Origin of the sequence: Massilia pinisoli (assembly GCF_024753285.1) — a bacterium.
Taxonomy (GTDB): Bacteria; Pseudomonadota; Gammaproteobacteria; order Burkholderiales; family Burkholderiaceae_D; genus Telluria; species Telluria pinisoli.
In genome coordinates, this window is sequence record NZ_JANUGW010000002.1 from 13,480 (window position 1) to 37,851 (window position 24,372).

Sequence of the window (24,372 nt, forward strand, 5' to 3'; positions counted from 1 at the left end):
GTTTTCCGCATACCAGGGACGCCGCCGCAGCCAACGGGGCATTGCAATGACGACCGAACGCGAATGTGATCAACTGCTGGTCGAGCGCGTCCAGGCCGGCGATCGCCGGGCGTTCGACCTGCTGGTGTCGAAATACCAGCGCCGCCTGATGCGCTTGGTGTTGCGCCTCGTGCACGATCCGGCCGAGGCGGAAGACGTCGTGCAGGAAACGTTCATCAAGGCGTTCCGCGCACTGCGCCATTTCCGCGGCGATTCCGCGTTCTATACGTGGCTGTATCGGATCGGCATCAATACGGCAAAGAATTTTCTGGTCACGCAGGGCAGGCGGGCACCGACCTCGACGGAAACCGATGCGGAACGTGCGGAAGGATTTGACGACGCGGATAGCTTGCGAGACATTAATACACCGGAATCGGTGTTGGCCAGCAAGCAGATCGCCTATACCGTGAACGCGGCCATGGATGCCTTGCCGCTGGAATTGCGGACGGCGATCGTCCTGCGCGAAATCGAAGGTTTGAGCTACGAAGAAATCTCCGAAGTGATGGCGTGTCCAATCGGTACGGTGCGGAGCCGGATTTTCCGGGCGCGCGAAGTCATCGCCGAGAAATTGAGGCCCTTGCTCGATGTCTCGGCGGACAAACGTCGGTAGGTAGCGATGATCGTGGAGGAATGGCGAACGACCGGCGCTGGCGGCGGTCGTATCGGGATTCCCGATGATGAAGACGAAGGATCACCGGCGTGATGGAACGATGATGGACACCAACAAGAAAAACCGCGAACTCATCTCGGCGCTGTGCGACGGCGAGCTCCCGGATGCCGACCAGGAACTGGCGCTCGCCGCCCTGGACACCCCGGACGGCGGGCAGGCCTGGGCGCGTTTCCACCAGATCGGCGACGTGCTACGCGCGGCGCCCGCGCCCGACCTGTCGCCGGGCTTCGCCGAACGCCTGGCGGCACGCCTCGCGGCCGAGCCCGCGCCCGGCAAGCGTCCCGCCGCCGGCGACGCCGCCGGCGCGGCGCCGCAATTCGACCAGACCGTCGCCGGCCCCACCTGAGTCGATCCTGTCCCGCTACGGCCCGCCACAGGGCTACCATTCGCATTGCCGGGCCCGGTCATGTCCGGTCCGCCACGGGCGTGCCAACGCGACAACAATGCACTTTTGTCTTACCATACGATCCATTCAAGCACAGACCATACCGATCCTATGACAAGCAAAACTGGAAGCGCGCTCCTGTCCGCCCTCGTGTTTGCGGGCGCGAGTCTGATGTTTTTTCCGGCGGCCCAGGCGGCCGCTCCTGTCGCCGTCACGCCCGTGACGGGCTTGCCGGACTTTGCCGACCTCGTCGACAAAGTCGGCCCGGCCGTCGTGAACATCCGCACCACCGAACGCGTCCGCCTCGACCAGGGCGGGCCCGACGAGGACATGCAGGAATTCCTGCGCCGCTTCTTCGGCGGCCAGATGGCGCCGCGCGGACGCCGCGGCGGGCCCGTGGAGCAGCCGCAGGAAGAGCGCGTGCAGCGGGGCGTCGGCTCCGGGTTCATCATTTCGGACGATGGGTATGTGCTCACGAATGCCCACGTCGTGGAGGGCGCGGACGAGGTCGTCGTCACGTTGACGGACCGCCGCGAATTCAAGGCCAAGGTGCTGGGCTCGGACGCACGCAGCGACGTGGCGGTGCTGAAGGTCGACGCGCGCAACCTGCCCAGCGTGCGCATCGGCGATTCCAGCAAGATCCGCGTGGGCGAGTGGGTGATCGCCATCGGCTCGCCGTTCAACCTCGAGAACACGGTGACGGCCGGTATCATCTCGGCCAAGGCGCGCGACACGGGCGAGTACCTGCCGCTGATCCAGAGTGACGTCGCCGTCAATCCCGGCAACTCGGGCGGTCCGCTGATCAATATGCGTGGCGAAGTCATCGGCATCAATTCCCAGATCGCCACCCTGTCCGGCGGGTATAACGGCATCTCGTTCGCCGTGCCGATCGACGAGGTCATGCGCGTCACCGACCAGATCCGCAAGACGGGCAAGGTCACGCGCGGCCGCCTGGGCGTGCAGATCAGCGAAGTCACGACGGACGTGGCGGAATCGCTGGGCCTGGGCCGCGCGCGCGGCGCCGAGGTCGCGATGGTCGAGCCGGGTGGCCCGGCGGACAAGGCCGGCGTCAAGGTCGGCGACATCATCCTGAAATTCAACGGCAAGGACATCGAGCGCTCGTCCGACCTGCCGCGCCTCGTGGGCGGCACGGCCGTCGGCAGCCGGGCCACCGTCACCGTGTGGCGCCGCGGCACCCAGCTCGACGTGCCCGTGACCATCGTCGAACTGCAGGAAGACAAATCGTCGACGGCGAAGGCGTCGCCGAAGAAGCCGACGCCGGAGCAGGCGCCGAACGCGCTGGGGCTGCACGTGTCCGACTTGACGGCCGCGCAGAAGCGCGAGCTCAAGACGGAGGCCGGCGTGCTGGTCGAGTTCGCCGAAGGACGCGCGGCGTCCGCGGGCATCCGCCAGGGCGACGTGATCCTGCAGATGAACAACGTCGAGATCACGAGCGCGGGCCAGTTCAACGGCCTCGTCGCCAAGCTCGACGCCAAGAAACCGGTGGCCTTGCTGGTGCGGCGCGAGAACGTGTCGCGCTACCTCGTCATCCGGCCGCGCCCATGACCGCGGTGCCACGGTTCACGCTGTATTCGCGCTCGTACTGCCACCTGTGCGAGGACATGCTGGCGGCGCTGCAGGCGTTCATGGCGAGACTGGGCATGGCGTACGCGGTGGACGTGGTCGACGTCGATGCCGACCCCGACCTCGTCTCCCGCTACGACGAACTGGTGCCTGTGCTGGTCGACGCGGCCGGCTCCGAGCTGTGCCATTACTTCCTCGACGAGGCGGCGCTGCGGCGCCACCTCGGCCTGCAGGCGGCCGCGGCGTAGCATCCCATCGTGTTCACTGGATCGAAGTCGCCGCGACCTGCGATAATCGGCGACATCGATTCCTGATTGACCCCCATGGCTGACGGCCCCGACACTACGCTTGACCCCGACGACTGGACCGGCATCCGCGCCCTCGGGCACCAGATGCTGGACGATATGTTCGACTACCTGGAAGGCATTCGCGCACGGCCCGTGTGGCAGCAGATGCCGCTTGCAGCCAAAGAGAGCCTGCGTGCGCCGCTGCCGCGCGGGCCCGGCTCGCTGGCCGACGCGTACCGCACCTTGCAGGACAACGTCATCCCCTATACCGTCGGCAATCCGCATCCGGGCTTCATGGGCTGGGTGCATGGCGCCGGCACGCCCGTCGGCATGCTGGCCGAGATGATCGCGGGCGGGCTGAATGCGAACGTCGGCGGGCGCAACCAGGCGCCCGTCGAGGTCGAGCGGCAGGTGTCCGCGTGGATGGCGTCGCTGTTCGGCTTTCCGGACGGCGCGCGCGGCGTGTTCGTCACCGGCACGTCGATCGCCAACTTCATGGGCGTCGTCGTCGCGCGCACGAGCGCGCTCGGGCGCGACGTGCGCGCGCAAGGGCTCGCGGCGCATGCGGACCTGCGCGCGTACGCATCGACCGAAGCGCACGGCTGCATCGCGAAGGCGATGGACATGGCGGGCTTCGGCACCGATGCGCTGCGCTGCGTCCGCGTCGACGCCGCGGGCCGCATGGACCTCGCCGACCTAGCCGCACAGGTCGACGCCGACCGCGCGGGCGGGCTGCGGCCGTTCCTCGTCGTGGCCAGCTGCGGGACGGTGAACACGGGCGCCATCGACCCGCTCGCCGCGCTGGCCGACTTCGCGCACGAACGGGAGATATGGCTGCACGTCGACGGCGCCTACGCGGCGCTGGGCATGCTGGCGCCGGACGTCGCGCCGCTGCTCGCCGGCATCGACCGGGCAGATTCGATCGCGTTCGACTTCCACAAATGGGGGCAGGTGCCGTACGACGCCGGCTACTTCATGGCGCGCGATGGCGACCGCATGCTCGACTCTTTCGCCGCGCCGGCCGCCTATCTGCAGCGTGCGGGACGGGGGCTCGCGGCCGGCACAGCGTGGCCGTGCGACGTCGGCCCGGACCTGTCGCGGGGCTTCCGCGCGCTGAAGACGTGGCTGACGTTCCAGGTCTACGGCGCCGACGCCATCGGCCGCGCCATCTCGGCCACGTGCGCGGTGGCGCGCCACCTCGCAGCGCGCGTCGCGGCCGAGCCGGAACTCGAACTGGTGGCCCCAGTCACCCTCAACATCGTGTGCTTCCGCTACGTGTGCGCGGACGCGGAACGCGTCAACCGCGAAATCGTGCTCGCGCTGTACGACGAGGGCCTCGCGGCGCCGTCCGCGACGACGATCAAAGGTCACTACGCGGTCCGCGCCGCCATCGTCAACCACCGTACCGGCCCCGCCGACGTCGACGCCCTCGTCGATGCCGTGCTGCGTGCCGGCCGCCGTCTGTCCCAGCCCGCCACCCCATGATCACACCCGAACTCATCGATGCCGCCACCACGCCGTACGCCCCGCTGATCGGCGCGGCCACGCTGATGCGCTGCGCGTTCTACCACGACGACCTGCGGCCCGTCGGGGAAATGCTGCTGGCGCGCGCGCAGGCCAATCCCGACGATGCGAACGCGTGGCTGGACGCCAGCTGCGTGCTGCAAGTGCTGGGCCAGCGCGACGCGGGCCTGGACATCCAGCGCCACGCGCTCGCCACCCGTTCGCTGTACGCGCTGCCGGTACCGGCGCGCACGCCCACGTTGAACCTGCTCGTGCTGATGGGGCCCGGCGACTTCATGGCCAACACCCCCATCGAATTCCTGCTGCAGACGACGGACATCGCCGCGCAGGTGCAGTACGTGACGCCCGATCTGCCGTTCCCGGAACAGGTGCCCGACCACGACGTTCTGTTCGTCGCCATCGCGCAATCGGACGCGAACGTCGTGCTGCTGCGCGACGTCGCGCAGATGCTGGCGGACTGGCCGCGGCCCGTCGTCAACCGGCCGGAGAACATCGCCCACCTGTCGCGCGACGGCGCGCACGCGAAGCTCGAGGGCACGACGGGCACGGTGATGCCGCGCACCGCGCGCGTGGCGCGCGCGACGGCCGAGCAACTGGCGCAGGGCGCGCTCGACGTGCAGGCCTTGCTGCCGGGCGAAGCGTTTCCGCTGATCGTGCGGCCGCTCGACTCGCACGCGGGCACCGACCTGCAGAAAGTCGACGATGCCGCGGCGCTGCGCGCCTACCTGGCGGCGCAGCCGTCGCGCGAGTTCTACCTGGCGCCCTTCGTCGATTATTCGGGCCTGGACGGCCAGTTCCGCAAATATCGGATCGTGCTCATCGACGGCAAGCCGTTCATCTGCCACCTGGCGATCTCGTCGCACTGGATGGTGCACTACCTGAACGCGGGCATGGACGACAGCGCAACGAAACGGGCGGAGGAGGCCGCGGGCATGGCCGGCTTCGACGACGGTTTCGCGCAGCGCCACGCGGCCGCGCTGGCGGAGATCGACGCCCGCATCGGCTTGCCCTACCTGGGCATCGATTGCGCGGAGACGCGCGATGGCCGATTGCTCATCTTCGAGGTGGACAACGCGATGGTCGTGCACGCGATGGACGACCCCGGCAAGTACCCGTACAAGGGCCCCGCGATGGACAAGGTGTTCCGCGCGTTCGAGGCGATGCTGCACCGGGCGGCGCAGCCGGCGGCCTGATCAGGCCGCCGCGAGCGCGTGGGCGTCGTTGGCGACGGGCAGGGCGGCCGGCTCGCCCAGCAGCGCGCGCATGAACGCGCGCTTCGCATGGCTGCGCGGGCTCGCCCAGAAGCTGTCGAGCGTGGCCTGCGGCACGCCGTCGTAGTCGACGCGCAGCGCGTACGGGCGGCCCAGCAATTCGTGGTGGACATAGCTCGCAAAACATTCCGCGAAATCGTCGTACGGGTTCGTCGCGCCGTACAGGCTGGGGAAGTCGCTGCCTTCCAGGCCCGAGTACGCGGTCAGGATGGCTTCGCTGTCCAGCTTGTTGGTGCCGTAGAAGTCGACGACGCCGCGCAGCGCGAAGTCGGACCCTTCCCACGGCGCGAACCGGCCCTGCGCATTGACGCCCCAGCTCAGGTCGAGGAAGGGGAACGTCGCGGCCGGCACGGGCTCCCACCAGCGCGGCAGGAACGTGCCGCCTGCCGTCACGACGTGGCCGAACTCATGCAGCAGCAGGAATTGCAGGGCATTGGCGCGCGTGTCGTCGTGCGGCTCGGCGATCGTCGCCGCGAGCGAAAAGCCGGGGCCGCCGAACGGCAGGTTTTCCTTCCAAGTCGCCCAGGAATTCGCGGTGTGCGTTTCCAGCAGATCGATGTCGAGCAGCACGATGCAGCCGAGGATACGGCCGTCGACGGCGTCGGCGACGATGTCCGTCACGCCCGACGAACCGAGGCCCCGGCCCACGCAGACACCCAGCAGCTGCGGGCTCACGAGCGCGTGCACGACTGCGGGCATGCGGGCCAGCGCGGCGCGCAGGTCCGCCAGCATGGCCCCGTCCGGCGTGCAAGGGACGGGCACGGCGTCCATGCCCGATGCCATGTTCACCTGGTGCACGAATTCGCGCACCTCGTCGGGGAGCGGCAGGATGCGCTCTCCCAAGGGCTGGCGCAGCAGGGCGCTCCATGCTTGCGGTTCGGACGTGTAGATCATGATGTCGGGCGTGGAAGGCGGCGGGCCGCCGATGTCTCTTTAACGACGCGCCCCGCGCAAACTTGACGCTCGGAAAGGAAATTCCTCAGCGTGTTGACAGCCCGGCAAGAGAAGAACGGGTCGTGCGGGCGGAGTTTTCCGAGGGCCTTCCCCCGGAAACCGGGCTTTCTGGCTCGAAATCCGGTAAAATGGGCAGCTTGCGGGTCCAGCCGCGGCCATTGCGCGCCGCGACTCGCCCGATAAGGCGCTCGCCCGGGGAACCTTCCGTCCCCCAGACGCGGCGCTTTTTTCGTATTGCGCCGACAGCATCGAAGCTGCCGGCCTGGCCGCGTGCCGCTCTTTTTGGTTTTGAGTTTGTTAATGAAAAACATACGTAACTTTTCCATCATCGCCCACATCGATCACGGCAAATCGACGCTGGCCGACCGCATCATCCAGTTGTGCGGGGGCTTGTCGGAACGTGAAATGGACGAGCAGGTGCTCGACTCGATGGACCTGGAGCGCGAGCGCGGCATCACCATCAAGGCCCAGACCGCGGCGCTGTCCTACAAGGCGCGCGACGGCCAGGTCTACAACCTGAACCTCATCGACACCCCGGGCCACGTCGACTTCAGCTATGAAGTGTCGCGCTCGCTGTCCGCGTGCGAAGGCGCGCTGCTCGTCGTCGACGCGTCGCAGGGCGTGGAAGCGCAGACGGTCGCGAACTGCTACACGGCACTCGACCTGGGCGTGGAAGTCGTGCCCATCCTGAACAAGATCGACCTGCCGCACGCCGACCCAGACCGCGCCAAGCAGGAAATCGAGGACGTCATCGGCCTCGACGCCACCGACGCGACCACGTGCTCCGCGAAGACGGGCCTGGGCGTGGAAGATGTGCTGGAGACGCTGATCGCGAAAGTGCCGCCGCCGGAAGGCGATCCGGACGCGCCGCTGCAGGCGCTGATCGTCGACTCGTGGTACGACAGCTATGTCGGCGTCGTGATGCTGGTGCGCGTGAAGAACGGTACGCTGCGCCCGAAAGACAAGATCCTCTTGATGGCGACGGATTCCCAGCAGCTGGTGGAGCAGGTCGGCGTGTTCACGCCGCGCTCCGTGCAGCTGTCTGAGCTGAAGGCCGGCCAGGTGGGCTTCATCATCGCCGGCATCAAGGAATTGAAGGCCGCCAAGGTGGGCGATACCGTCACCTTGGCGTCGCGCCCGGCACCGGAGCCGCTGCCGGGCTTCAAGGAAGTGCAGCCGCAGGTGTTCGCCGGCCTGTTCCCGGTGGAAGCGAACCAGTACGACGCGCTGCGCGACTCGCTGGAAAAGCTGAAGCTGAACGACGCCGCGCTGCAGTACGAGCCGGAAGTGTCGCAGGCGCTGGGCTTCGGCTTCCGCTGCGGCTTCCTGGGCCTGCTGCACATGGACGTCATCCAGGAACGCCTGGAGCGCGAATTCGACCAGGACCTGATCACGACCGCCCCGACCGTCGTCTATGAGGTGGTGATGCGCGACGGCTCCATGATCAAGGTCGACAACCCGTCGAAGATGCCGGAAGTGTCGAAGATCGACGAGGTGCGCGAGCCGATCGTCACCGTCAACCTGTACATGCCGCAGGAATATGTCGGCGCAGTCATCACGCTGTGCACCGGCAAGCGCGGCGTGCAGATGGACATGAGCTACCACGGCCGCCAGGTGAAGCTGGTGTACGAGATCCCGATGGCCGAGATCGTGCTGGACTTCTTCGACCGCCTGAAGTCGACGTCGCGCGGCTATGCGTCGATGGATTACGAGTTCAAGGAATACCGCGCATCGGACGTCGTGAAGGTCGACATGCTGATCAACGGCGACAAGGTCGACGCCCTGGCCATCATCGTGCACCGCGCGAATGCGGCCTACCGCGGCCGCCAGGTGGCTGCGAAGATGCGCGAACTGATCCCGCGCCAGATGTTCGACGTGGCGATCCAGGCCGCGATCGGCGCGACGATCATCTCGCGCGAAAACGTCAAGGCGCTGCGCAAGAACGTGCTGGCGAAGTGCTATGGCGGCGACGTCAGCCGTAAGAAGAAACTGCTCGAGAAACAAAAAGCCGGCAAGAAGCGCATGAAGCAGGTGGGCTCGGTGGAGATCCCGCAAGAAGCGTTCCTCGCCATCCTCCAAGTGGAAGAAAAATAAGCAATGAACCTGCAACCGATTCTAGGGAATTTTGCGTTAATCCTGTTCGTCGCCATGGTCATCACGGGCGTCATCTGGTGCCTGGACGTGTTCGTCCTGTCGAAGCAGCGCCGCGCGAAGGCGGATGCGGCGCTCGCCGAATACGACGCGCGCCATGCCAAGCTGACGGCCGACGGCATCAAGCTGGACAACGGCAACCGCGCCGCGCTGGAAGCCGCCATCCTGCGCCAGCCGACGTGGGTCGAGTATTCCGGCAGCTTCTTCCCCGTGATCGCGCTCGTGTTCGTGCTGCGCTCGTTCCTGTTCGAGCCGTTCAAGATTCCGTCGTCGTCGATGGTGCCCACGCTGCTCGTGGGCGACCTGATCCTCGTGAACAAGTTCGACTACGGCATCCGCCTGCCGATCGTGAACAAGAAGATCGTGCAAGTGGGCAATCCGCAGCGGGGCGACGTCATGGTGTTCAAATACCCGAAGGATCCGAGCCAGGACTACATCAAGCGCGTGATCGGCGTGCCGGGTGATAAAATCACTTACGAGAACAAGCGCCTGACCGTCAACGGCCAGCCCATCGAGTACGCGCCGATGGACGATTACCTGGACGACGAGCGCCCGGTTTACCACAAGCAATTCCTGGAAAAGCTGCCGAATGCCCCGCACCGCATCCTGAACATGGACAGTGCGCACACGATCAACCTGGGCGCCGTGGAGGAGTTCCCTCATCACGAAAATTGCACCTATTCCTACGATGGTTTTACCTGTATCGTACCGGAAGGCAATTATTTCATGATGGGCGATAACCGCGACAACAGCGCAGACAGCCGCTACTGGGGCTTCGTGCCGGACCAGAACATCGTCGGCAAGGCTGTGTTTGTTTGGATGAACTTCAGCAACCTGAAGCGCATCGGCGGTATCCACTAAGCCGACGCGGAGGGTGAAATGAAAGGTGGCAAATATCGGATCGGTGCGGAGAGCGGTGTCTCGCTGTCGGGCCTGATCGTCGTGCTGATCGTGCTGGGTGCGCTGGCGCTCGTGGCCATCAAGGTGACGCCGGCGTTCATCGAATACCGCGCCGTCAAGGATGCGATCGTCAAGGCCAAGGCGGATGCCGGCAGCGGCTCCGTGCGAGAGATCCAGCAGGCGTTCGACAAGAACGCCGGCGTCAACGACGTCAGCGCGGTCTCGGGCCGCGACCTCGTGATCACGCGCGACGGCGGTACGACGGAAATCAGCTTCGCCTACGAAAAGCGCGTGCCGCTGGCAGGCAACGTCAGCCTGCTGTTCGACTTTGCCGGCACGACGGACCCGAGCGGCGTCGTTGCCGCCAAGGCCGACACGAAGTAACACAGCCGGGCGGGCGCGCGGGCGGGATCGGCGCGCGGCGCCGGCCCACTAGATTGGTACGACCATGAATCTTCAGTTATTGCAAACTCGCCTAGGCTATACGTTCCGGGACCCCGGCCTGCTGCAACAGGCGCTGACCCACCGTAGCCACAGCAGCGTGCATAACGAGCGCCTGGAATTCCTCGGCGACTCGATCCTGAACTGCGTCGTCGCCTCGATCCTGTACGAACGCTTCAACACGCTGGCCGAAGGCGATTTGTCGCGGCTGCGGGCGAATCTCGTCAAGCAGCAGTCGCTGTTCGAGATCGCGCAGAAGCTGGAATTGTCGCAATTCCTGCGCCTGGGCGAAGGCGAATTGAAATCCGGCGGCTTCCGCCGGCCGTCGATCCTGGCCGATACGCTGGAAGCGCTGCTGGGCGCCATCTTCCTCGACAGCGGCTTCGACGCCGCGCGCGCCGCGATCCGCTCGTTCTACATCCCGCTGCTCGACACCGTCGACCCGCGCACGCTCGGCAAGGATGCGAAGACCTTGCTGCAGGAATTCCTGCAGAGCAAAAAGATCTCGCTACCCACGTACAACGTCGTCGCCACGCACGGCGCCGCGCACAGCCAGGAATTCGAGATCGAGTGCCTCGTGCCGAAGCTGGGCATCCAGGTGTTCGGCCGCGGGGGCAGCCGCCGCGCCGGCGAACAGGCGGCGGCCCGGCTCGCGCTGGAGACGGCCGAGCAGTTGCTGCAGAAGAGTCCGTCGGCCACGCGCAAATCGCGTCCGCGCTCGGCGCAACTGAAACTGGCCGGCATCGCCACCGACCAGAGCGAGCTGACCGTGCAGGCCGAAGAGCCGCAAACGCAGCAGAAACAATCACAGCAACAGCAGTCAGGAAACCCGTCAGCATGAACACCGAAACCACCCCCAACGACACCACCGAAGGCGCCCCGGAAGGCTTCCGCTGCGGCTACATCGCCATCGTCGGCCGTCCGAACGTGGGCAAGTCGACGCTCATGAACGTGCTGATCGGTGCCAAGGTGTCGATCACGTCGCGCAAGGCGCAGACGACGCGCCACCGCATCACGGGCATCCAGACCCGCGACGACACCCAGTTTATCTACGTCGACACGCCGGGCTTCCAGACCCGCCACGCGAACGCGCTGAACAAGACGCTGAACAAGACCGTGTCGAACACGCTGACGGCGTCGGACGTGGTCCTGTTCCTCGTCGAGGCCGGTACGTTCGGCCCGGCCGACCAGCAAGTGCTGGACCTGCTGCCGAAGAACGTCCCCGTCATCCTCGTCATCAACAAGTCGGACCGGATGAAGGACAAGGCCGAGCTGATGCCGTTCGCGGCAAAAGTGGCGGGCCTGCGCGACTTCACCGCCGTCGTGCCCGTGTCGGCGAAGGTGCGCTTCCAGGTCGACGCGCTGGAAGGCGAGATCCGCCGCCACCTGCCGGAAAACCCGCCGATCTTCGGCCCGGACGACATCACGGACCGCAGCGAGAAATTCCTCGCGGCCGAGATCGTGCGCGAAAAAGTGTTCCGCCTGCTGGGCGACGAGCTGCCGTACACGAGCACTGTGCTGATCGAGCAATTCCAGCAGGAGGGCAATCTGCGCCGCATCTTCGCCGCCATCCTTGTCGAGCGCGACACGCACAAGTCGATGATCATCGGGAACAAGGGCGCCCGGCTGAAAGAGATTTCCACGCAGTCCCGCCTCGACATGGAAAAGCTGTTCGGCGGTCCCGTGTATCTGGAAATCTGGGTCAAGGTGAAATCCGGCTGGGCCGATAACGAAGCGGGCCTGCGCGCTTACGGCTACGAGTAAGCCGGGAGTATCATTCTCTGCATGCCCAGCCGCGACGAGGAACTCATCGACAACGACCAGGACGCGCATGCGCCGGCGACAGCGCCAGCCAAGCGCCGCGCACCCGCGCGCGAAGGCCGCGTCGTCGGTCAACCCGGCTTCGTCCTGCACAGCTATCCGTACAAGGAAACGAGCCTTATCGTCGACCTGTTTACGCGCGACCATGGGCGGATCGGCGTCGTGGCAAAAGGCGCGAAGCGGCCGCATTCGAAATTGCGGGGCGTGCTGCAGACGTTCCAGCCGCTGTCCGTGTCGTTCTCCGGCAAGTCCGAACTGCGCACCCTGATCGACGCGGAATGGGTCGGCGGCATGCTGCCGATCGAGAAGACCGCGCTGCTATGCGGCTTCTATCTGAACGAATTGCTGGTGAAACTGCTCGCGCGCGACGACCCGCATCCGGCGTTGTTCAACCATTACGTCTCGACGTTGAACGAGTTGGCGCACGGCGAACCGGTACCGATCGCCTTGCGAAAATTCGAACGGGCCTTACTTAAGGAGACCGGGGTCGCCGCCGACCTCACGCGCTGCACGACGACGCGCGCCCCGGTCGAGCCGGACGGCCTGTACGTCGTCGACCCGGAACGCGGCGCGCGCACGGCGCAGGCCGTGGAGTCGTGGCCGGTGGTGTCCGGCAAGACGCTGGTCGACATGGAGCGCGAGGATTACGCCGACCCGCAGACCAAGGCGCAGAGCAAGCAGCTGATGCGCTTCCTGCTCGCCTATCACCTGGGAGGCGCGCCGCTGAACACGCGCCAGATTTTGATCGACCTGATGCAGCTTTAAACACATAGCAAAGACGACGACCATGAGCTTCCTGCAACCCGCCGGCCAGGTGATCGACCTGGGCGTGAACATCGACCACATCGCCACCGTCCGCAACGCGCGCGGCACCGTCTATCCCGACCCGCTGCGCGCCGCGCTGCTGGCCGAGCAGGCCGGCGCGGACGTGATCACACTGCACCTGCGCGAAGACCGCCGCCACATCAAGGACGCCGACGTCCTCGCCATCCGCCCGCAGCTCGCCACGCGGATGAACCTGGAAGCGGCCGTCACGCAGGAGATGATCGACTTCGCGTGCAAGGTGAAACCGCAGGACGTGTGCCTCGTGCCCGAACGGCGCGAAGAGGTGACGACCGAGGGCGGCCTGGACGTGATCCGCTACCAGAAGGAAGTCGAGGCCGCGATCCGGCAATTGAAGGGCGAGGGCATCCGCGTGTCGCTGTTCATCGACGCGGACGAGCAGCAGATCGCCGCGGCTGCGGCAGTCGGCGCGCCCGTCATCGAGCTGCACACGGGCCGCTACGCCGAGGCCGGGAACGCCGACGAGCACGCGCACGAACTGGAACGCATCAAGGCCGGCGTGCGCGCCGGCGTGAAGCACGGCCTGCGCGTGAATGCGGGCCACGGCCTGCACTACACGAACGTGCAGCCGATCGCGGCGATCTCCGAGATCCATGAGCTGAACATCGGCCACGCGATCGTCGCACACGCGCTGTTTGCCGGCTTCGAGAACGCCGTGCGCGAGATGAAGGCGATCATGGTCGCCGCGCGCCTGGGCGTGTCGTACGCCGCTTCGAAAGCGGGCCAGTGATGATCTACGGGATCGGCACGGACATCGTCCAGATCTCGCGCGTCGAGGCTGCCCTCGCGCGCAGCGGCCAGCGCTTCGCCGAAAAAATCCTCGGTCCGGAGGAACTCGTCAAATACCACGCCCGCCGCGCCAAGAACGAGGTGCGGGGGCTGCGCTTCCTGGCCACGCGGTTCTCGGCCAAGGAGGCGTTCTCGAAAGCGATCGGCCTGGGGATGCGCATGCCCATGACGTGGCGCTCGGCCCAGATGCTCAACGCGCCGAGCGGCAAGCCGGTCATCGTATGCAGCGGGGCGCTCGAAGAATTCATGCGGACGCACCGCCTCACGGCCCAGGTGACGATCAGCGACGAAGCCGATTACGGCGTCGCGTTCGTCATCGTCACCCAGGCCCCCGCAGGAGCGTCCGCGACCTAGCAGGTGCAGCGGAAGTGAAAGACGAAGTCGTAGTACCCGCGCGGCGCAAGCCGCGTCCCGTCCCGGTGAAAGCGCCGCGCGCCCGCCCGGATGCGTGGCAAGCCATGAAAGAGGAATTGATCGCGACGATGACGAAGGATGCCGAATCTCCCGTGCGCCCCACCGAGGCGGCGCGCGAACAAGTCCTGGTGACGGTAGCCAAGCTGCCCGACCTGCCTGGTGTCTATCGCTATTTCGACGCGGAAGACAAGGTCCTGTACGTCGGCAAGGCGCGCAACCTCAAGCGGCGCGTGTCCAGCTATTTCCAGAAGACGCTGACCAGCCCGCGCATCGCGATGATGGTGTCGCAGATCGCGCGCCTGGAGACGACGGTAACGCACAGCGAGGCCGAGGCGCTGATCCTGGAAAACAACCTGATCAAGAGCCTCAAGCCGCGCTACAACATCCTGTTCCGCGACGATAAATCGTACCCGTATTTGAAACTGACGGGCGGCGACTATCCGCGCATGGCCTATTATCGCGGCGCGCTGGACAAGAAGAACCAGTACTTCGGGCCGTTCCCCAGCGCGTGGGCCGTGAAGGAATCGATGCAGCTGCTGCAGAAGGTGTTCATGCTGCGCACGTGCGAGGACAGCGTCTTCGCGAACCGCACGCGGCCCTGCCTGCTGCACCAGATCGGCCGCTGCAGCGGGCCGTGCGTCGACCTGATCGCGCCGGAGGACTACAAGCGCGACGTCGACAACGCGGCGAAATTCCTGCGCGGCCGCCAGACCGAGGTGCTGGAAGAACTCGAGAAGAAGATGCTCGCCTATGCCGAGGACTTGAAGTTCGAGCAGGCGGCGAGCGTGCGCAACCAAATCCAGGCGCTGTCGCGCGTGCTGCACCAGCAGAGCATGGAGACGACGGGCGATGCGGACGTCGACGTCATCGCCGTCGTCGTACAGGGCGGGCGCGCGTGCGTGAACCTCGCGATGGTGCGGGGTGGCCGCCACCTGGGCGACCGCGCCTACTTCCCCACGCAGGTGGGTGAGGCGATGGATGAATGTCCCATCGAAGTGGAGGTGCTCGCCGCATTCATGGCGCAGCACTACGGCGACAAGTTCGTGCCGGGCATCATCATCCTGAACATCGAGTTCGACCAGCCGGAGCTGATGGTGGCGCTGCAGGAGCAGTGCGGCCACCGCATCAACCTCGTGTTCCAGCCGCAGGGCCAGCGCCGCCAATGGCTGGAACTGGCGCAGAAGGGCGCGGAGATCTCGCTTGCACGGCTGCTGTCGGAGCAGGGCTCGCAGCTGTCGCGCACACGCGCGCTGGCGGAGGTGCTGGGCATCGACAACGACGACCTCGACACCCTGCGCATCGAGTGCTTCGACATCAGCCACACGGCGGGCGAGGCGACGCAGGCGTCGTGCGTCGTGTTCCACCATCACCAGATGCAGAATGGCGAATACCGGAGATACAACATCACCGGGATCACGCCGGGCGACGACTACGCCGCCATGCGCCAGGTGCTGATGCGGCGCTACGAAAAGGTGGCGAACGGCGAGGGCGTCATGCCGGACATCGCGCTGATCGACGGCGGCAAGGGGCAGGTCGAAATGGCGCGCCAGGTGTTCACGGAGCTTGGCCTCGACATCGGCAACATCGTCGGCGTGGCGAAAGGGGAGGGCCGCCGCGTGGGCCTGGAGACCTTGATCTTCGCGGACGGCCGCCCGCCGCAGGAACTGGGCAAGGAATCGGCCGCGCTGATGCTGGTGGCGATGATCCGCGACGAGGCGCACCGATTCGCCATCACGGGCATGCGCGCCAAGCGCGCCAAGACGCGCCAGGCGTCGCGCCTGGAAGAGATCGAGGGCATCGGCGCCAAGCGCCGCCAGAAGCTGCTGGCGCGCTTCGGCGGGCTGAAAGGCGTGATCGATGCGAGCGTCGAAGACCTGATGTCGGTGGAGGGCATCTCGAGCACCTTGGCCGAAGAGATTTACCGGCAGTTGCATTGAACGGAAACCGGGCCTGGCCCGGTTTTCCTTTTTGGCCGTATTGACGAGGCGCGCCTCGGGCAGTGCAACTGGTTTAATAGGCAAGAGCCATGTAGACTAGCGCGCACGAAACATAACAAGCAGAGCTCCAATAGCCTCACCCATGCCTTTCAATATCCCGATTTTCCTGACCTGGTTACGCGTCGCCCTGATTCCGCTCGTCGTCGGCGTCTACTACCTCCCCGAACACTGGCTGCACGTGGCCGACCGCAACCTGGCGTCCACGCTCGTCTTCATCGTGGCGGCGATCACGGACTGGTTCGACGGCTACCTGGCGCGCCGCTGGAACCAGACGTCGGCGTTCGGCGCCTTCCTCGACCCCGTCGCCGACAAGCTGATGGTGGCGGGCGCGCTGCTCGTGCTCGTGCAACTGGACCGCGTGAACGCCATCATCGCCTTCATCATCATCGGCCGCGAGATCACGATCTCCGCACTGCGCGAATGGATGGCCGAGATCGGCGCGCGCAAGTCGGTCGCCGTGAGCTCGCTCGGCAAGATCAAGACGGCGGCGCAGATGGTCGCCATCCCGATGCTGCTGTTCCACGATCCGCTGTTCGACGGCGTGCTCGACATCCATCGCTGCGGCGAGCTGCTGTTGTGGGTGGCGGGCGTGCTGACGGTCTGGTCGATGTTCTACTATCTGCGCCGGGCCTGGCCGCTCATCAAGGAAAAGTCCGGGACGATATAAGCTTTCTGCCAAGTCATCCTTGACACATAGCTCAGCATCTCTATAATGCCTGCCTGTTGCGAAGACATCGCGGCAAACGAAGCGGGAGTAGCTCAGTTGGTAGAGCGCAACCTTGCCAAGGTTGAGGTCGAGAGTTCGAGACTCTTCTCCCGCTCCAGCGTTTGCAGATGGTCGTAATGAAAAGGTTGTCTTGGAAAGCAGTAAAAAATCTGAGATAATCGCAAGTTCCAGCAACGCGGGAGTAGCTCAGTTGGTAGAGCGCAACCTTGCCAAGGTTGAGGTCGAGAGTTCGAGACTCTTCTCCCGCTCCACTCGTCAACGATGAGGCTGGGGCAGCAACAGTAAGACTCCATGCGGGAGTAGCTCAGTTGGTAGAGCGCAACCTTGCCAAGGTTGAGGTCGAGAGTTCGAGACTCTTCTCCCGCTCCAGTGTTTTGCGGCAGTAACGTGATGAACTCCTAAGCGGGAGTAGCTCAGTTGGTAGAGCGCAACCTTGCCAAGGTTGAGGTCGAGAGTTCGAGACTCTTCTCCCGCTCCAAGCGATTCACGACGGTAGTACCCGATGCGGGAGTAGCTCAGTTGGTAGAGCGCAACCTTGCCAAGGTTGAGGTCGAGAGTTCGAGACTCTTCTCCCGCTCCAGTTACAGAGAAGCCAGCCTTCTCGTGTCGCTGCGACGAATAACCGGTCGCTGTGGCATCATCAAGTCTCCTCAGGCGAGGTAGCAAAGCGGTTATGCAGCGGCCTGCAAAGCCGTCTAGACGGGTTCGACTCCCGTCCTCGCCTCCAGCACATCGGTAGATCAGCGCACGAGCGCTGATCTACGTCTGCAGTCCACGTCAAGCACAACCATCCTTGTCTTGTCTCCAAGCGACCATTGCGGACACTGCGGTCCCGGCGCGAATGATGAGTAATGATGAGCGTTTCAGCTGGTGGGTCGAATCCCGCCACCTGAAGTTCCGGCCTCGGCGAGAGGGCGCCAATAGGCGCGCAGGACGCCGAACAGGCACACCAGCAATATGAAGCCCCATTCCATCCCGTGTTCCCCCGGCCCGGTGACATACCAGCCGTGCGGGCGATGAAAGTGGATGATGCCGAACGTGACAATCACGATGTGTCCCAGGCACGCTGGAACGACCCATCGATTCACGATGAGCGCGAGGGAGCAGGCGGTCTGTGTGACGAGGATCAGCCATGCCAGCACGCCTCCCATCGGATAACCGAGGCTGCTCAGGTAGCCCCCGAAGCCTGGCGCAACGTCCTGGTAGTAATAAAAACCGTGTAAGGGGTGCATCAGGATGATGACCGCGACACCTAACCGCACGATATCGATTCCCGGCACAGCATTCTCGGGCAAGGTTTTGTACCATCGTCGAAGCATTCGTCCTCCTTTGCATGAGTCCAGCACATCTGTGGATCAGCGCACGAGCGCTGATCTACGTCAGCAGCCAGCTACCTTCCCGGTTCGTTGAGGGACGAGGTCACGCGCGCGTTCTGCGGCGCGCCGTCACGCCCGCCGCCAGTCCGCCCAGCATGAGCGCCAACGATGCCGGCTCGGGCACGTTGTTGCCGATTTCCAGGATAATTGTGTCAGACGGCAGAGTGAACGTGTAGGTGCCCGGGATGAGCGTCATGCCCGCGATACTCTGGCCGCTGATCATCATCGAGGAGGAGATCGCATCTCCCGAGGCGTAGCCGTCAGCCAAACCAACGAGCGGCGTGCCGCCGCTATATCCCCACAGCGCGAATCCGTCACCCGACGTAACGCCCGAGGTAAAGTAATTGCTGCTGATACCGAACGGCAAAGTCGTGCTGGTCAGTTGGTACCAACTGAGTCCAGGGGTGTTACCGAGTGCGACATACCAGTTGCTGTCGCCCGGGATGATACCGGTGCTGTAGTCCTGTTGGTGGTGATACACCGCGCCGGCGAGGTCCAGGCTACCGGACGCCGTTACGTTCACGTTGCCGCCCGATTCAGTGATATGCATGATGACTGCGGCGTGCGCGCCAGCCGCGGCCAGCATGCCTGCCGCGAGCGCGGCTGCTAAAACCTTTTTCATCTTCGCCTCACGTGTATTGTTGTCGATAATCGAATGCTCGTGGTGCGCGACACCGCGGTTTTCCAAGAAGTGCAAGCTTGCGATATGACCTGCAACGAGGGGATGCAGCGATTCTCAAGCCACCGCACGGTGAATGCAGCTCGGTCGTCACGATCCGATTCCCGCCTTCGTCTTCGCGCACTTGCTCTTCCTTATCGGGAGATTAACAAGTCGGAAATTGGATGTCTATTTACCAAGCATTTTCTCGGTGAATGCATTGCCGAATTCACGGCAGAAAGCAGTGCCGAGCTTTCCGGCGGCGCCAAAGCGCTCAAGCTCATCGCCGGTGTGGAATAATCGGTGGCCGGACGGTCGCGTCGTGCGCGCCGCCACGTGCAGCATCTGCCAACCTGAGGAGACAACATGACAATGAAAACAAGACTGATGCTGGCTTTGCTGGCAACCTGGGGCAGCGCACACGCGGCCAGCGTGACGACCTACGACATCTTCGTCGAGAACGGCAAGCGCGCCGGCGAGCAGGTGGTGGAGCGCGGCGACGACGGCCTGACGCGCGTGAAGTTCATCTTCAAGGACAACGGCCGCGGTCCGGAACTGACGGAGCGCATCCGCTACGCGCCCGATGGCACGATGACGGAGTACGAGGTCAAGGGCGCCTCCACGTTCGGCGCGACCGTGGACGAGCATTTCGCGCTGAAGGACGGCACGGCCACCTGGCACTCGACCACCGAAAAGGGGCGCACGCAAGTCGCAGGCACGGCCATGTACGTGCCGCTCAACAGCTCGTTCGAGGTCGCGTCTGCAGCGCTGGGCGCGCTGGCGGCACGTCCCGGCGGCACGCTGCCGCTGCTCCCGAACGGCACGCTTTCGCAGACGAAGCTCGACCAACTGCAGGTCACGAGGCCCGACGGCAAGACGCAGACGGTCCAGCTGATCGCCACCACCGGTATCGGCCTGTCGCCGAACTTCGCGTGGGCCACACTTGACGCGCGTCCGCGCCTGTTCGGCGTCATCCAGCCGGGCCAGATGGCCCTCGTCGAACACGGCTGGGAAGCCGCCATCAAGCCGATGCGCGACCACCAGAAACTGGCCGAACAGAAGATGCTGGCGGACCTCGCGGCCCGGCTCCAGCATCCGCTCGACGGCCTCACCGTCGTGCGCAATGCGCGCGTGTTCGACAGCGACAAGGCCGTGCTCACGGGCCCGTCCGACGTTTACGTGCTGCGCGGGAGGATCACGGCCGTGCTGCCGGCCGGGGCCCCGATGCGCGGCGTGAACCACGAGATCGACGCGACCGGCAAGGTGCTGTTGCCGGGCCTGTTCGACATGCACGCCCACGTGACCCGCTGGGATGGCGGCCTGCACTTGGCGGCCGGTGTGACGAGCGTACGCGACATGGGCAACGACAACGCCCAGCTCCAGCTCATGCTCGACGAGACGGCGCGCGGGAATCTGCTTGGTCCCCAGATCGTGCCGGCCGGTTTCCTCGAAGGGGAAAGCCCGTATTCGTCCAACGGCGGTTTCGTGATCAAGGACCTCGACGAAGCGAAGCGCGCAGTTGATTGGTACGCCGAACACGGCTACCCGCAGCTGAAGATCTACAACTCGTTCCCGAAAGCGATCCTGAAGGACACCGTCGCGTATGCGCACAGCCGTGGCATGCGCGTCTCCGGCCATATCCCGGCCGGCCTGCGCGCGTTCGAGGCGCTCGACGCCGGCTATGACGAGATCCAGCACATCAACCAGGTCATGCTGAACTTCCTCGCCACGCCGCAGACGGAGACACGCACGCTCGAACGCTTCGTGCTCCCGTCCGAGAAGGTGGCGACGCTGGACTTCGACTCGCCGCAGGTCAAGCAGTTCATCGCGCGCCTTGCCAAGCAGCAGATCGTGATCGATCAGACGCTCGCCACGTTTGCCTTCCTCAAGCAGAAGGACGGCGACATCAACGAGCCGTTCGCGCCGGTGGCCGACCACATGCCGCCGGACGTCAAGCGCGGCTTCTACGTGGGCACGATGAAGATTCCCGACGAGGCGACCCTGCACCGCTACGAACAGTCGTACACGAAGATGGTGCAGTTCGTCGGCATGCTGTACCGCGCCGGGGTGCCGCTGGTGGCGGGGACGGACGAACTTGCCGGCTTCACGCTGCAGGCCGAACTCGAGATGCTCGTGAAGGCCGGCCTGACGCCGGCGCAGGCGCTGCAGGTGGCCACGCGCAACGGCGCGCGCTACACCCGCACGAGCCACGAGCGCGGCGCCATCGCGGCGGGCAAGCTGGCCGACCTCGTGCTCATCGACGGCGACCCGACGCGCACCATCGGCGACGTGCGCAAGGTGGCGGCCGTCATCACGCGCGGCTACCTGATCTACCCGCGCGAGATCGACATGGCGCTCGGCATCCAGCCCTTCGTCGCGCAGCAGCCGGACCTCAAGACGCTGCCGGTGCCGCCGGGCGATTCGGGCTCGCTGTCGACGGCGCGGCGCTGACGCCCTATTGTCGGGGCGTCGACACGACAGTCACCACCGACATCGGTAGCGACTGCACGGCTAACCTGCCGCCGCATGGGGCAGGTTTCGACATCGCGAGGTTATTGTTTGCGTCCGTAATGTAAGTCTTGCATGTCGATTTGCCGCGCTTAGGATTTGGCAGCCGGATGTCCAGCGTCCGTGCGACGATGCCGGGATTGACGGCCACGATGACGACATCGTTCGTCTCCGGATTTTCGGCCACCAACGCATCCGGGTGATCGGATTTCAAGAACCGATATCCCGGCCTGATGAATCTGGTGAAATTGGCAAACGCCCAGTACTTCTTGGTGAGCCGGTATTCCGGCCGCTCCAGATTCGAAAAATCAGCCTTGATCAATCCCCAGTTCGAGCTTTTCTTCGGGTCGGAAGACTTGTTTTCGATGGCTTGCCACAGCACCCACGCGCGGGGGTTCATGCTGTTGATGTCGGTGACGATCTGCTGCGCCAATGCGATGGCTGGACGCATGTCGTCGATGTCTTCGCGCACATTGCTGGGCGATAGGTCGACTTCCGACATCCACAACCGTTTTCCGGACGTCTCCGCAATATCGCTGACGCCACTTTTCCCGATCCATTCGTAGCTATGGACGTTGATTTGCCGGATGGCCGCTTTCGCATTGGCCGACAGGCCAGCCCAATCGATAAAAAACGTCTGGGGATTGGTTTCGTCCGGTCCCGATATCTCAGTCTTCATGCCGGACTCGCTTAACACCCGCGCCAGCGCAACGAACATGCGCGACTGCGCTTCCGGCGACCAATGCGCGCCTTCCTGTCTGTTCGTGGAAAACCAGTAGGGCGTGTTTGGCTCGTTAATCGGAGACAATGTTCTGAATCGAATCCCGTGCCGCCGCTCGAGCTCCGCAGTGACGCGCACCAGATACCTTGCAAACTTGGTTTCCAATCCTGGAATGAGGTTATCTTCCAACGGGTTGACGTTACCCGAAACCACACCGCTGCGCGTCATGAAGTAGGGCGGTGAGTTCGAAAACGCTTCCAGAATCAATTCTCGCGGCGTTACCCGCGCTTTGATTGCATCGAGCCACCAGCGCTGCCCCGCATCTGCAGACCAGTCCCAGGCGTCGTCGTCGTCGGGATTCCACCCATCCGTCCCGGCATTCGGACGAGGCTTGCGCCAGAAACCGGGAATATCCCCGCCGGGGCGCAGATACGGCGGCGTGTCGGGCGCATTGCCGCCCCCGATGTTGTAACGCGCTATGTTGAGTGCTAGACCATCCCGTCCATAGAGCAGATCGGCCAATTGGGTGCGATAGGGTTCGGCGAATCGCCCGGACACGTGACCAAACCACGCAAGTGCGGTTCCCCATCCTTCGAACGGAGGGCTCGGATGCCGCCAGTCGACATTGACGACGGCCCCAACGTTCACCGGCTTGTCCGCATGGGCACCGCCAGCCAGGAAACACAGCCCCACCATCAGGATGCGCAGTGAACGAGGGATCATGGATGGCATCTCCTGGTTACAGCACCTCATCAGCGATTCTCGACTGGCGAGGTCAGCTTGTTGTCTCTGATGTAGGCACCATGATCCGGCAGCCTCGACACGATTTTTTTGAAGTTGCGCTCAAGATTGCTGTACGCATTCGCAAGCATGGCGTCGTCTTGCAGGGCCATGGTGGGCATATAGGTTTTTGGCCGAATGCCCTGTCCCAGCAGGACGGCATGCCACGAGGTGCTTTGGAACAGTTCTTCGGCGGCGAGGTTCAATTGGCCGCGCTCGCGGAACAGCTCGATTCGTTCCTGCAGACTGTCCGGAATCCGCATGGTTTTTACGTAGCGCCATAGCTCCGAATCGTCGCGTTCAGTCGCGTGGTAATGCAGGATGAGGAAGTCCCTGACATTGTTGATTTCCCGAGTGGCGTCCGTGTTGAAAGCCTGTGCGCACACCGGAGAAAACGCCGCATCCGGGAAGTATCGAATGAGTCGCTGGATGCTCGATTGAATGAACTGGATGCTCGTGGACTCCAGCGGCTCGAGAAACCCGCTGGCAAGGCCGATGGCCACCACGTTCTTGGTCCAAGGTGTCCTGCGCCGTCCTGCCGTGAACTTGATGCGGTTGACCGGCGCCAGGTGCTCACCCTCCAATCCCTCCAGCAGACACCGCTCCGCCGCTTCATCCGTGATGAATTCGTCCGAATACACGACGCCATTACCGACACGATGTTGCAAGGGGATCCGCCACTGCCAACCAAAGGGTTTGGCCGTGGAAATCGTATATGGAGTCAGCGCTGATTTCTGTTCACAGGGCACCGCGCACGCGCGGTTCATGGGCAGCCAATGCGACCAGTCCTCATAACCGACGCCCAGCTCCTGCCCGAGAAGCATTGCACGCATTCCCGAGCAGTCGACAAACAAGTCACCCGAAACAACCTCGCCCGACTTGAGTTTCAAACCCGTGATATGCCCGCTTTCGGCGTCACGTTCCGCCGTCAGCATGTCTCCAATCTTGTGCGACACCCCGCGCGCGATGCAGAGCCCCTTCAAATATTTCACGTAGCGGCCAGCATCGAAGTGATAGGCCGACTGCAGGTGCTGCAGCGGATCACCGGGCCGTTCAGACGCGGGGGCGAAGAGGTTGTTTCGAGCTGCCAACGTACATAGCGAGAATTCGGAGAAGTCGGCAACCTGCCCCTTCTCCTTCAAACGCAACCAGTACTGGAAGAAGTAGCCGATGTCGCGTTCCACCCCATACGCCCCAAATGGGTGGAAATACGTTGAACTTTCATTCAGCCAGCCGCGGAATTCGATACCGAGTTTGAACGTCGCTCCGGTGGCGCGTATGAACTCGGCTTCATCGATGCCGATCATTTGATGAAACGTGCGGATCGGCGGGATCGTCGCCTCGCCGACACCCACCGTCCCGATGGCGTCCGACTCGACCACCACAACCTCGACGGCCCGCCCGAATGTGTGAGACAACGCGGCCGCTGTCATCCACCCGGCGGTACCGCCGCCAAGAATGACGACTTTACTGATCCATCTACCCTTGACCATCCCATCCCCTTGTCAGGTCTCGAATGCTGAAAATGCGCC

Annotated in this window: 23 protein-coding genes and 6 tRNA genes; 24 read left to right on the forward strand and 5 right to left on the reverse strand. The window is 64.3% G+C overall.

All coding sequences use genetic code 11. The features are described from left to right. The first annotated feature begins 46 nt into the window (after window positions 1-46). The 6 genes from rpoE (at window position 47) to NX784_RS02325 (ending at window position 5,682) form a co-directional block, all read left to right on the forward strand. Window positions 47-649: an RNA polymerase sigma factor RpoE gene (gene rpoE, locus NX784_RS02300; RefSeq protein WP_258815088.1), complete on the forward strand. Its 603-nt coding sequence runs from the start codon at window positions 47-49 to the stop codon at window positions 647-649. Window positions 650-713: 64 nt separating this feature from the next. Further along, a complete protein-coding gene (locus tag NX784_RS02305) occupies window positions 714-1,055 on the forward strand; it encodes a sigma-E factor negative regulatory protein (RefSeq protein WP_258815089.1) in 342 nt (113 codons plus the stop codon). A 150-nt stretch (window positions 1,056-1,205) separates the two neighbouring features. After that, window positions 1,206-2,660, forward strand: a complete 1,455-nt coding sequence (locus NX784_RS02310; RefSeq protein ID WP_258815090.1) for a DegQ family serine endoprotease — start codon at window positions 1,206-1,208, stop codon at window positions 2,658-2,660. Next, the gene (locus NX784_RS02315) at window positions 2,657-2,926 is read left to right on the forward strand and encodes a glutaredoxin family protein (protein ID WP_258815091.1); all 270 of its coding nucleotides are present in this window, start codon (window positions 2,657-2,659) and stop codon (window positions 2,924-2,926) included. The genes NX784_RS02310 and NX784_RS02315 overlap by 4 nt, the downstream gene beginning before the upstream one ends. Before the next feature lie 75 nt (window positions 2,927-3,001). Beyond that, window positions 3,002-4,450, forward strand: a complete 1,449-nt coding sequence (locus NX784_RS02320; protein WP_258815092.1) for a pyridoxal phosphate-dependent decarboxylase family protein — start codon at window positions 3,002-3,004, stop codon at window positions 4,448-4,450. Beyond that, a complete protein-coding gene (locus tag NX784_RS02325) occupies window positions 4,447-5,682 on the forward strand; it encodes an ATP-grasp domain-containing protein (protein ID WP_258815093.1) in 1,236 nt (411 codons plus the stop codon). The genes NX784_RS02320 and NX784_RS02325 overlap by 4 nt, the downstream gene beginning before the upstream one ends. On the opposite strand, the gene NX784_RS02330 is transcribed toward NX784_RS02325, so the two are convergent. Then, entirely contained in the window at window positions 5,683-6,654 is a 972-nt protein-coding gene (locus NX784_RS02330) for a hypothetical protein (RefSeq protein WP_258815094.1), read from the reverse strand. It abuts the gene before it with no gap. 360 nt (window positions 6,655-7,014) lie between these two features. On the opposite strand from NX784_RS02330, the gene lepA reads away from it, so the two are divergent. The 16 genes from lepA to NX784_RS02410 all read left to right on the forward strand — a co-directional run bounded on the left by lepA (window position 7,015) and on the right by NX784_RS02410 (window position 17,524). Then, entirely contained in the window at window positions 7,015-8,808 is a 1,794-nt protein-coding gene (gene lepA / locus NX784_RS02335) for a translation elongation factor 4 (RefSeq protein ID WP_258815095.1), read from the forward strand. 3 nt (window positions 8,809-8,811) lie between these two features. Next, window positions 8,812-9,726 (forward strand): signal peptidase I, encoded by a 915-nt coding sequence (gene lepB, locus NX784_RS02340; protein WP_258815096.1) that lies wholly within the window; start codon window positions 8,812-8,814, stop codon window positions 9,724-9,726. An 18-nt stretch (window positions 9,727-9,744) separates the two neighbouring features. Then, window positions 9,745-10,149: a DUF4845 domain-containing protein gene (locus NX784_RS02345; RefSeq protein WP_258815097.1), complete on the forward strand. Its 405-nt coding sequence runs from the start codon at window positions 9,745-9,747 to the stop codon at window positions 10,147-10,149. Between the two features lie 64 nt (window positions 10,150-10,213). Continuing rightward, a complete protein-coding gene (gene rnc / locus NX784_RS02350) occupies window positions 10,214-11,047 on the forward strand; it encodes a ribonuclease III (RefSeq protein WP_258815098.1) in 834 nt (277 codons plus the stop codon). Continuing rightward, a complete protein-coding gene (era, locus tag NX784_RS02355) occupies window positions 11,044-11,970 on the forward strand; it encodes a GTPase Era (RefSeq protein ID WP_258815099.1) in 927 nt (308 codons plus the stop codon). Before rnc ends, era begins: the two co-directional genes overlap by 4 nt. A 21-nt stretch (window positions 11,971-11,991) precedes the next feature. Then, window positions 11,992-12,792 (forward strand): DNA repair protein RecO, encoded by an 801-nt coding sequence (gene recO / locus NX784_RS02360; protein ID WP_258815100.1) that lies wholly within the window; start codon window positions 11,992-11,994, stop codon window positions 12,790-12,792. Window positions 12,793-12,814: 22 nt separating this feature from the next. Beyond that, window positions 12,815-13,600 (forward strand): pyridoxine 5'-phosphate synthase, encoded by a 786-nt coding sequence (gene pdxJ / locus NX784_RS02365; protein ID WP_258815101.1) that lies wholly within the window; start codon window positions 12,815-12,817, stop codon window positions 13,598-13,600. Further along, window positions 13,600-14,013 carry a holo-ACP synthase gene (gene acpS, locus NX784_RS02370; RefSeq protein WP_258815102.1) on the forward strand — a complete coding sequence of 138 codons (414 nt, stop codon included), beginning with the start codon at window positions 13,600-13,602 and terminating at the stop codon, window positions 14,011-14,013. The genes pdxJ and acpS overlap by 1 nt, the downstream gene beginning before the upstream one ends. A 128-nt stretch (window positions 14,014-14,141) precedes the next feature. Beyond that, a complete protein-coding gene (gene uvrC, locus NX784_RS02375) occupies window positions 14,142-16,010 on the forward strand; it encodes an excinuclease ABC subunit UvrC (protein ID WP_258815446.1) in 1,869 nt (622 codons plus the stop codon). A 142-nt stretch (window positions 16,011-16,152) separates the two neighbouring features. Then, the gene (gene pgsA / locus NX784_RS02380) at window positions 16,153-16,737 is read left to right on the forward strand and encodes a CDP-diacylglycerol--glycerol-3-phosphate 3-phosphatidyltransferase (RefSeq protein ID WP_258815103.1); all 585 of its coding nucleotides are present in this window, start codon (window positions 16,153-16,155) and stop codon (window positions 16,735-16,737) included. A gap of 81 nt (window positions 16,738-16,818) precedes the next feature. Next, window positions 16,819-16,894 (forward strand) — tRNA-Gly (locus NX784_RS02385). 78 nt (window positions 16,895-16,972) lie between these two features. After that, window positions 16,973-17,048 (forward strand) — tRNA-Gly (locus NX784_RS02390). A 42-nt stretch (window positions 17,049-17,090) separates the two neighbouring features. Continuing rightward, window positions 17,091-17,166 (forward strand) — tRNA-Gly (locus NX784_RS02395). 33 nt (window positions 17,167-17,199) lie between these two features. Further along, window positions 17,200-17,275 (forward strand) — tRNA-Gly (locus tag NX784_RS02400). 26 nt (window positions 17,276-17,301) lie between these two features. Then, window positions 17,302-17,377 (forward strand) — tRNA-Gly (locus tag NX784_RS02405). A 73-nt stretch (window positions 17,378-17,450) separates the two neighbouring features. After that, a tRNA-Cys gene (locus tag NX784_RS02410) sits at window positions 17,451-17,524 on the forward strand. A gap of 136 nt (window positions 17,525-17,660) precedes the next feature. Here NX784_RS02410 and NX784_RS02415 read toward each other — a convergent pair. Continuing rightward, window positions 17,661-18,116 carry a DoxX family protein gene (locus NX784_RS02415; RefSeq protein ID WP_258815104.1) on the reverse strand — a complete coding sequence of 152 codons (456 nt, stop codon included), beginning with the start codon at window positions 18,114-18,116 and terminating at the stop codon, window positions 17,661-17,663. 100 nt (window positions 18,117-18,216) lie between these two features. Next, complete coding sequence (locus NX784_RS02420; protein ID WP_258815105.1) at window positions 18,217-18,795, reverse strand: PEP-CTERM sorting domain-containing protein; 579 nt, start codon at window positions 18,793-18,795, stop codon at window positions 18,217-18,219. Window positions 18,796-18,828: 33 nt separating this feature from the next. Here NX784_RS02420 and NX784_RS02425 point away from each other — a divergent pair, with 33 nt between their 5' ends. Continuing rightward, a complete protein-coding gene (locus tag NX784_RS02425) occupies window positions 18,829-19,131 on the forward strand; it encodes a hypothetical protein (protein ID WP_258815106.1) in 303 nt (100 codons plus the stop codon). A 72-nt stretch (window positions 19,132-19,203) separates the two neighbouring features. Next, window positions 19,204-21,282, forward strand: a complete 2,079-nt coding sequence (locus tag NX784_RS02430; protein ID WP_258815107.1) for an amidohydrolase family protein — start codon at window positions 19,204-19,206, stop codon at window positions 21,280-21,282. 4 nt (window positions 21,283-21,286) lie between these two features. On the opposite strand, the gene NX784_RS02435 is transcribed toward NX784_RS02430, so the two are convergent. Further along, a complete protein-coding gene (locus tag NX784_RS02435) occupies window positions 21,287-22,783 on the reverse strand; it encodes a glycoside hydrolase (protein ID WP_258815108.1) in 1,497 nt (498 codons plus the stop codon). 29 nt (window positions 22,784-22,812) lie between these two features. Next, window positions 22,813-24,333 carry a tryptophan halogenase family protein gene (locus tag NX784_RS02440; protein WP_258815109.1) on the reverse strand — a complete coding sequence of 507 codons (1,521 nt, stop codon included), beginning with the start codon at window positions 24,331-24,333 and terminating at the stop codon, window positions 22,813-22,815. Window positions 24,334-24,372: the final 39 nt, after the last annotated feature.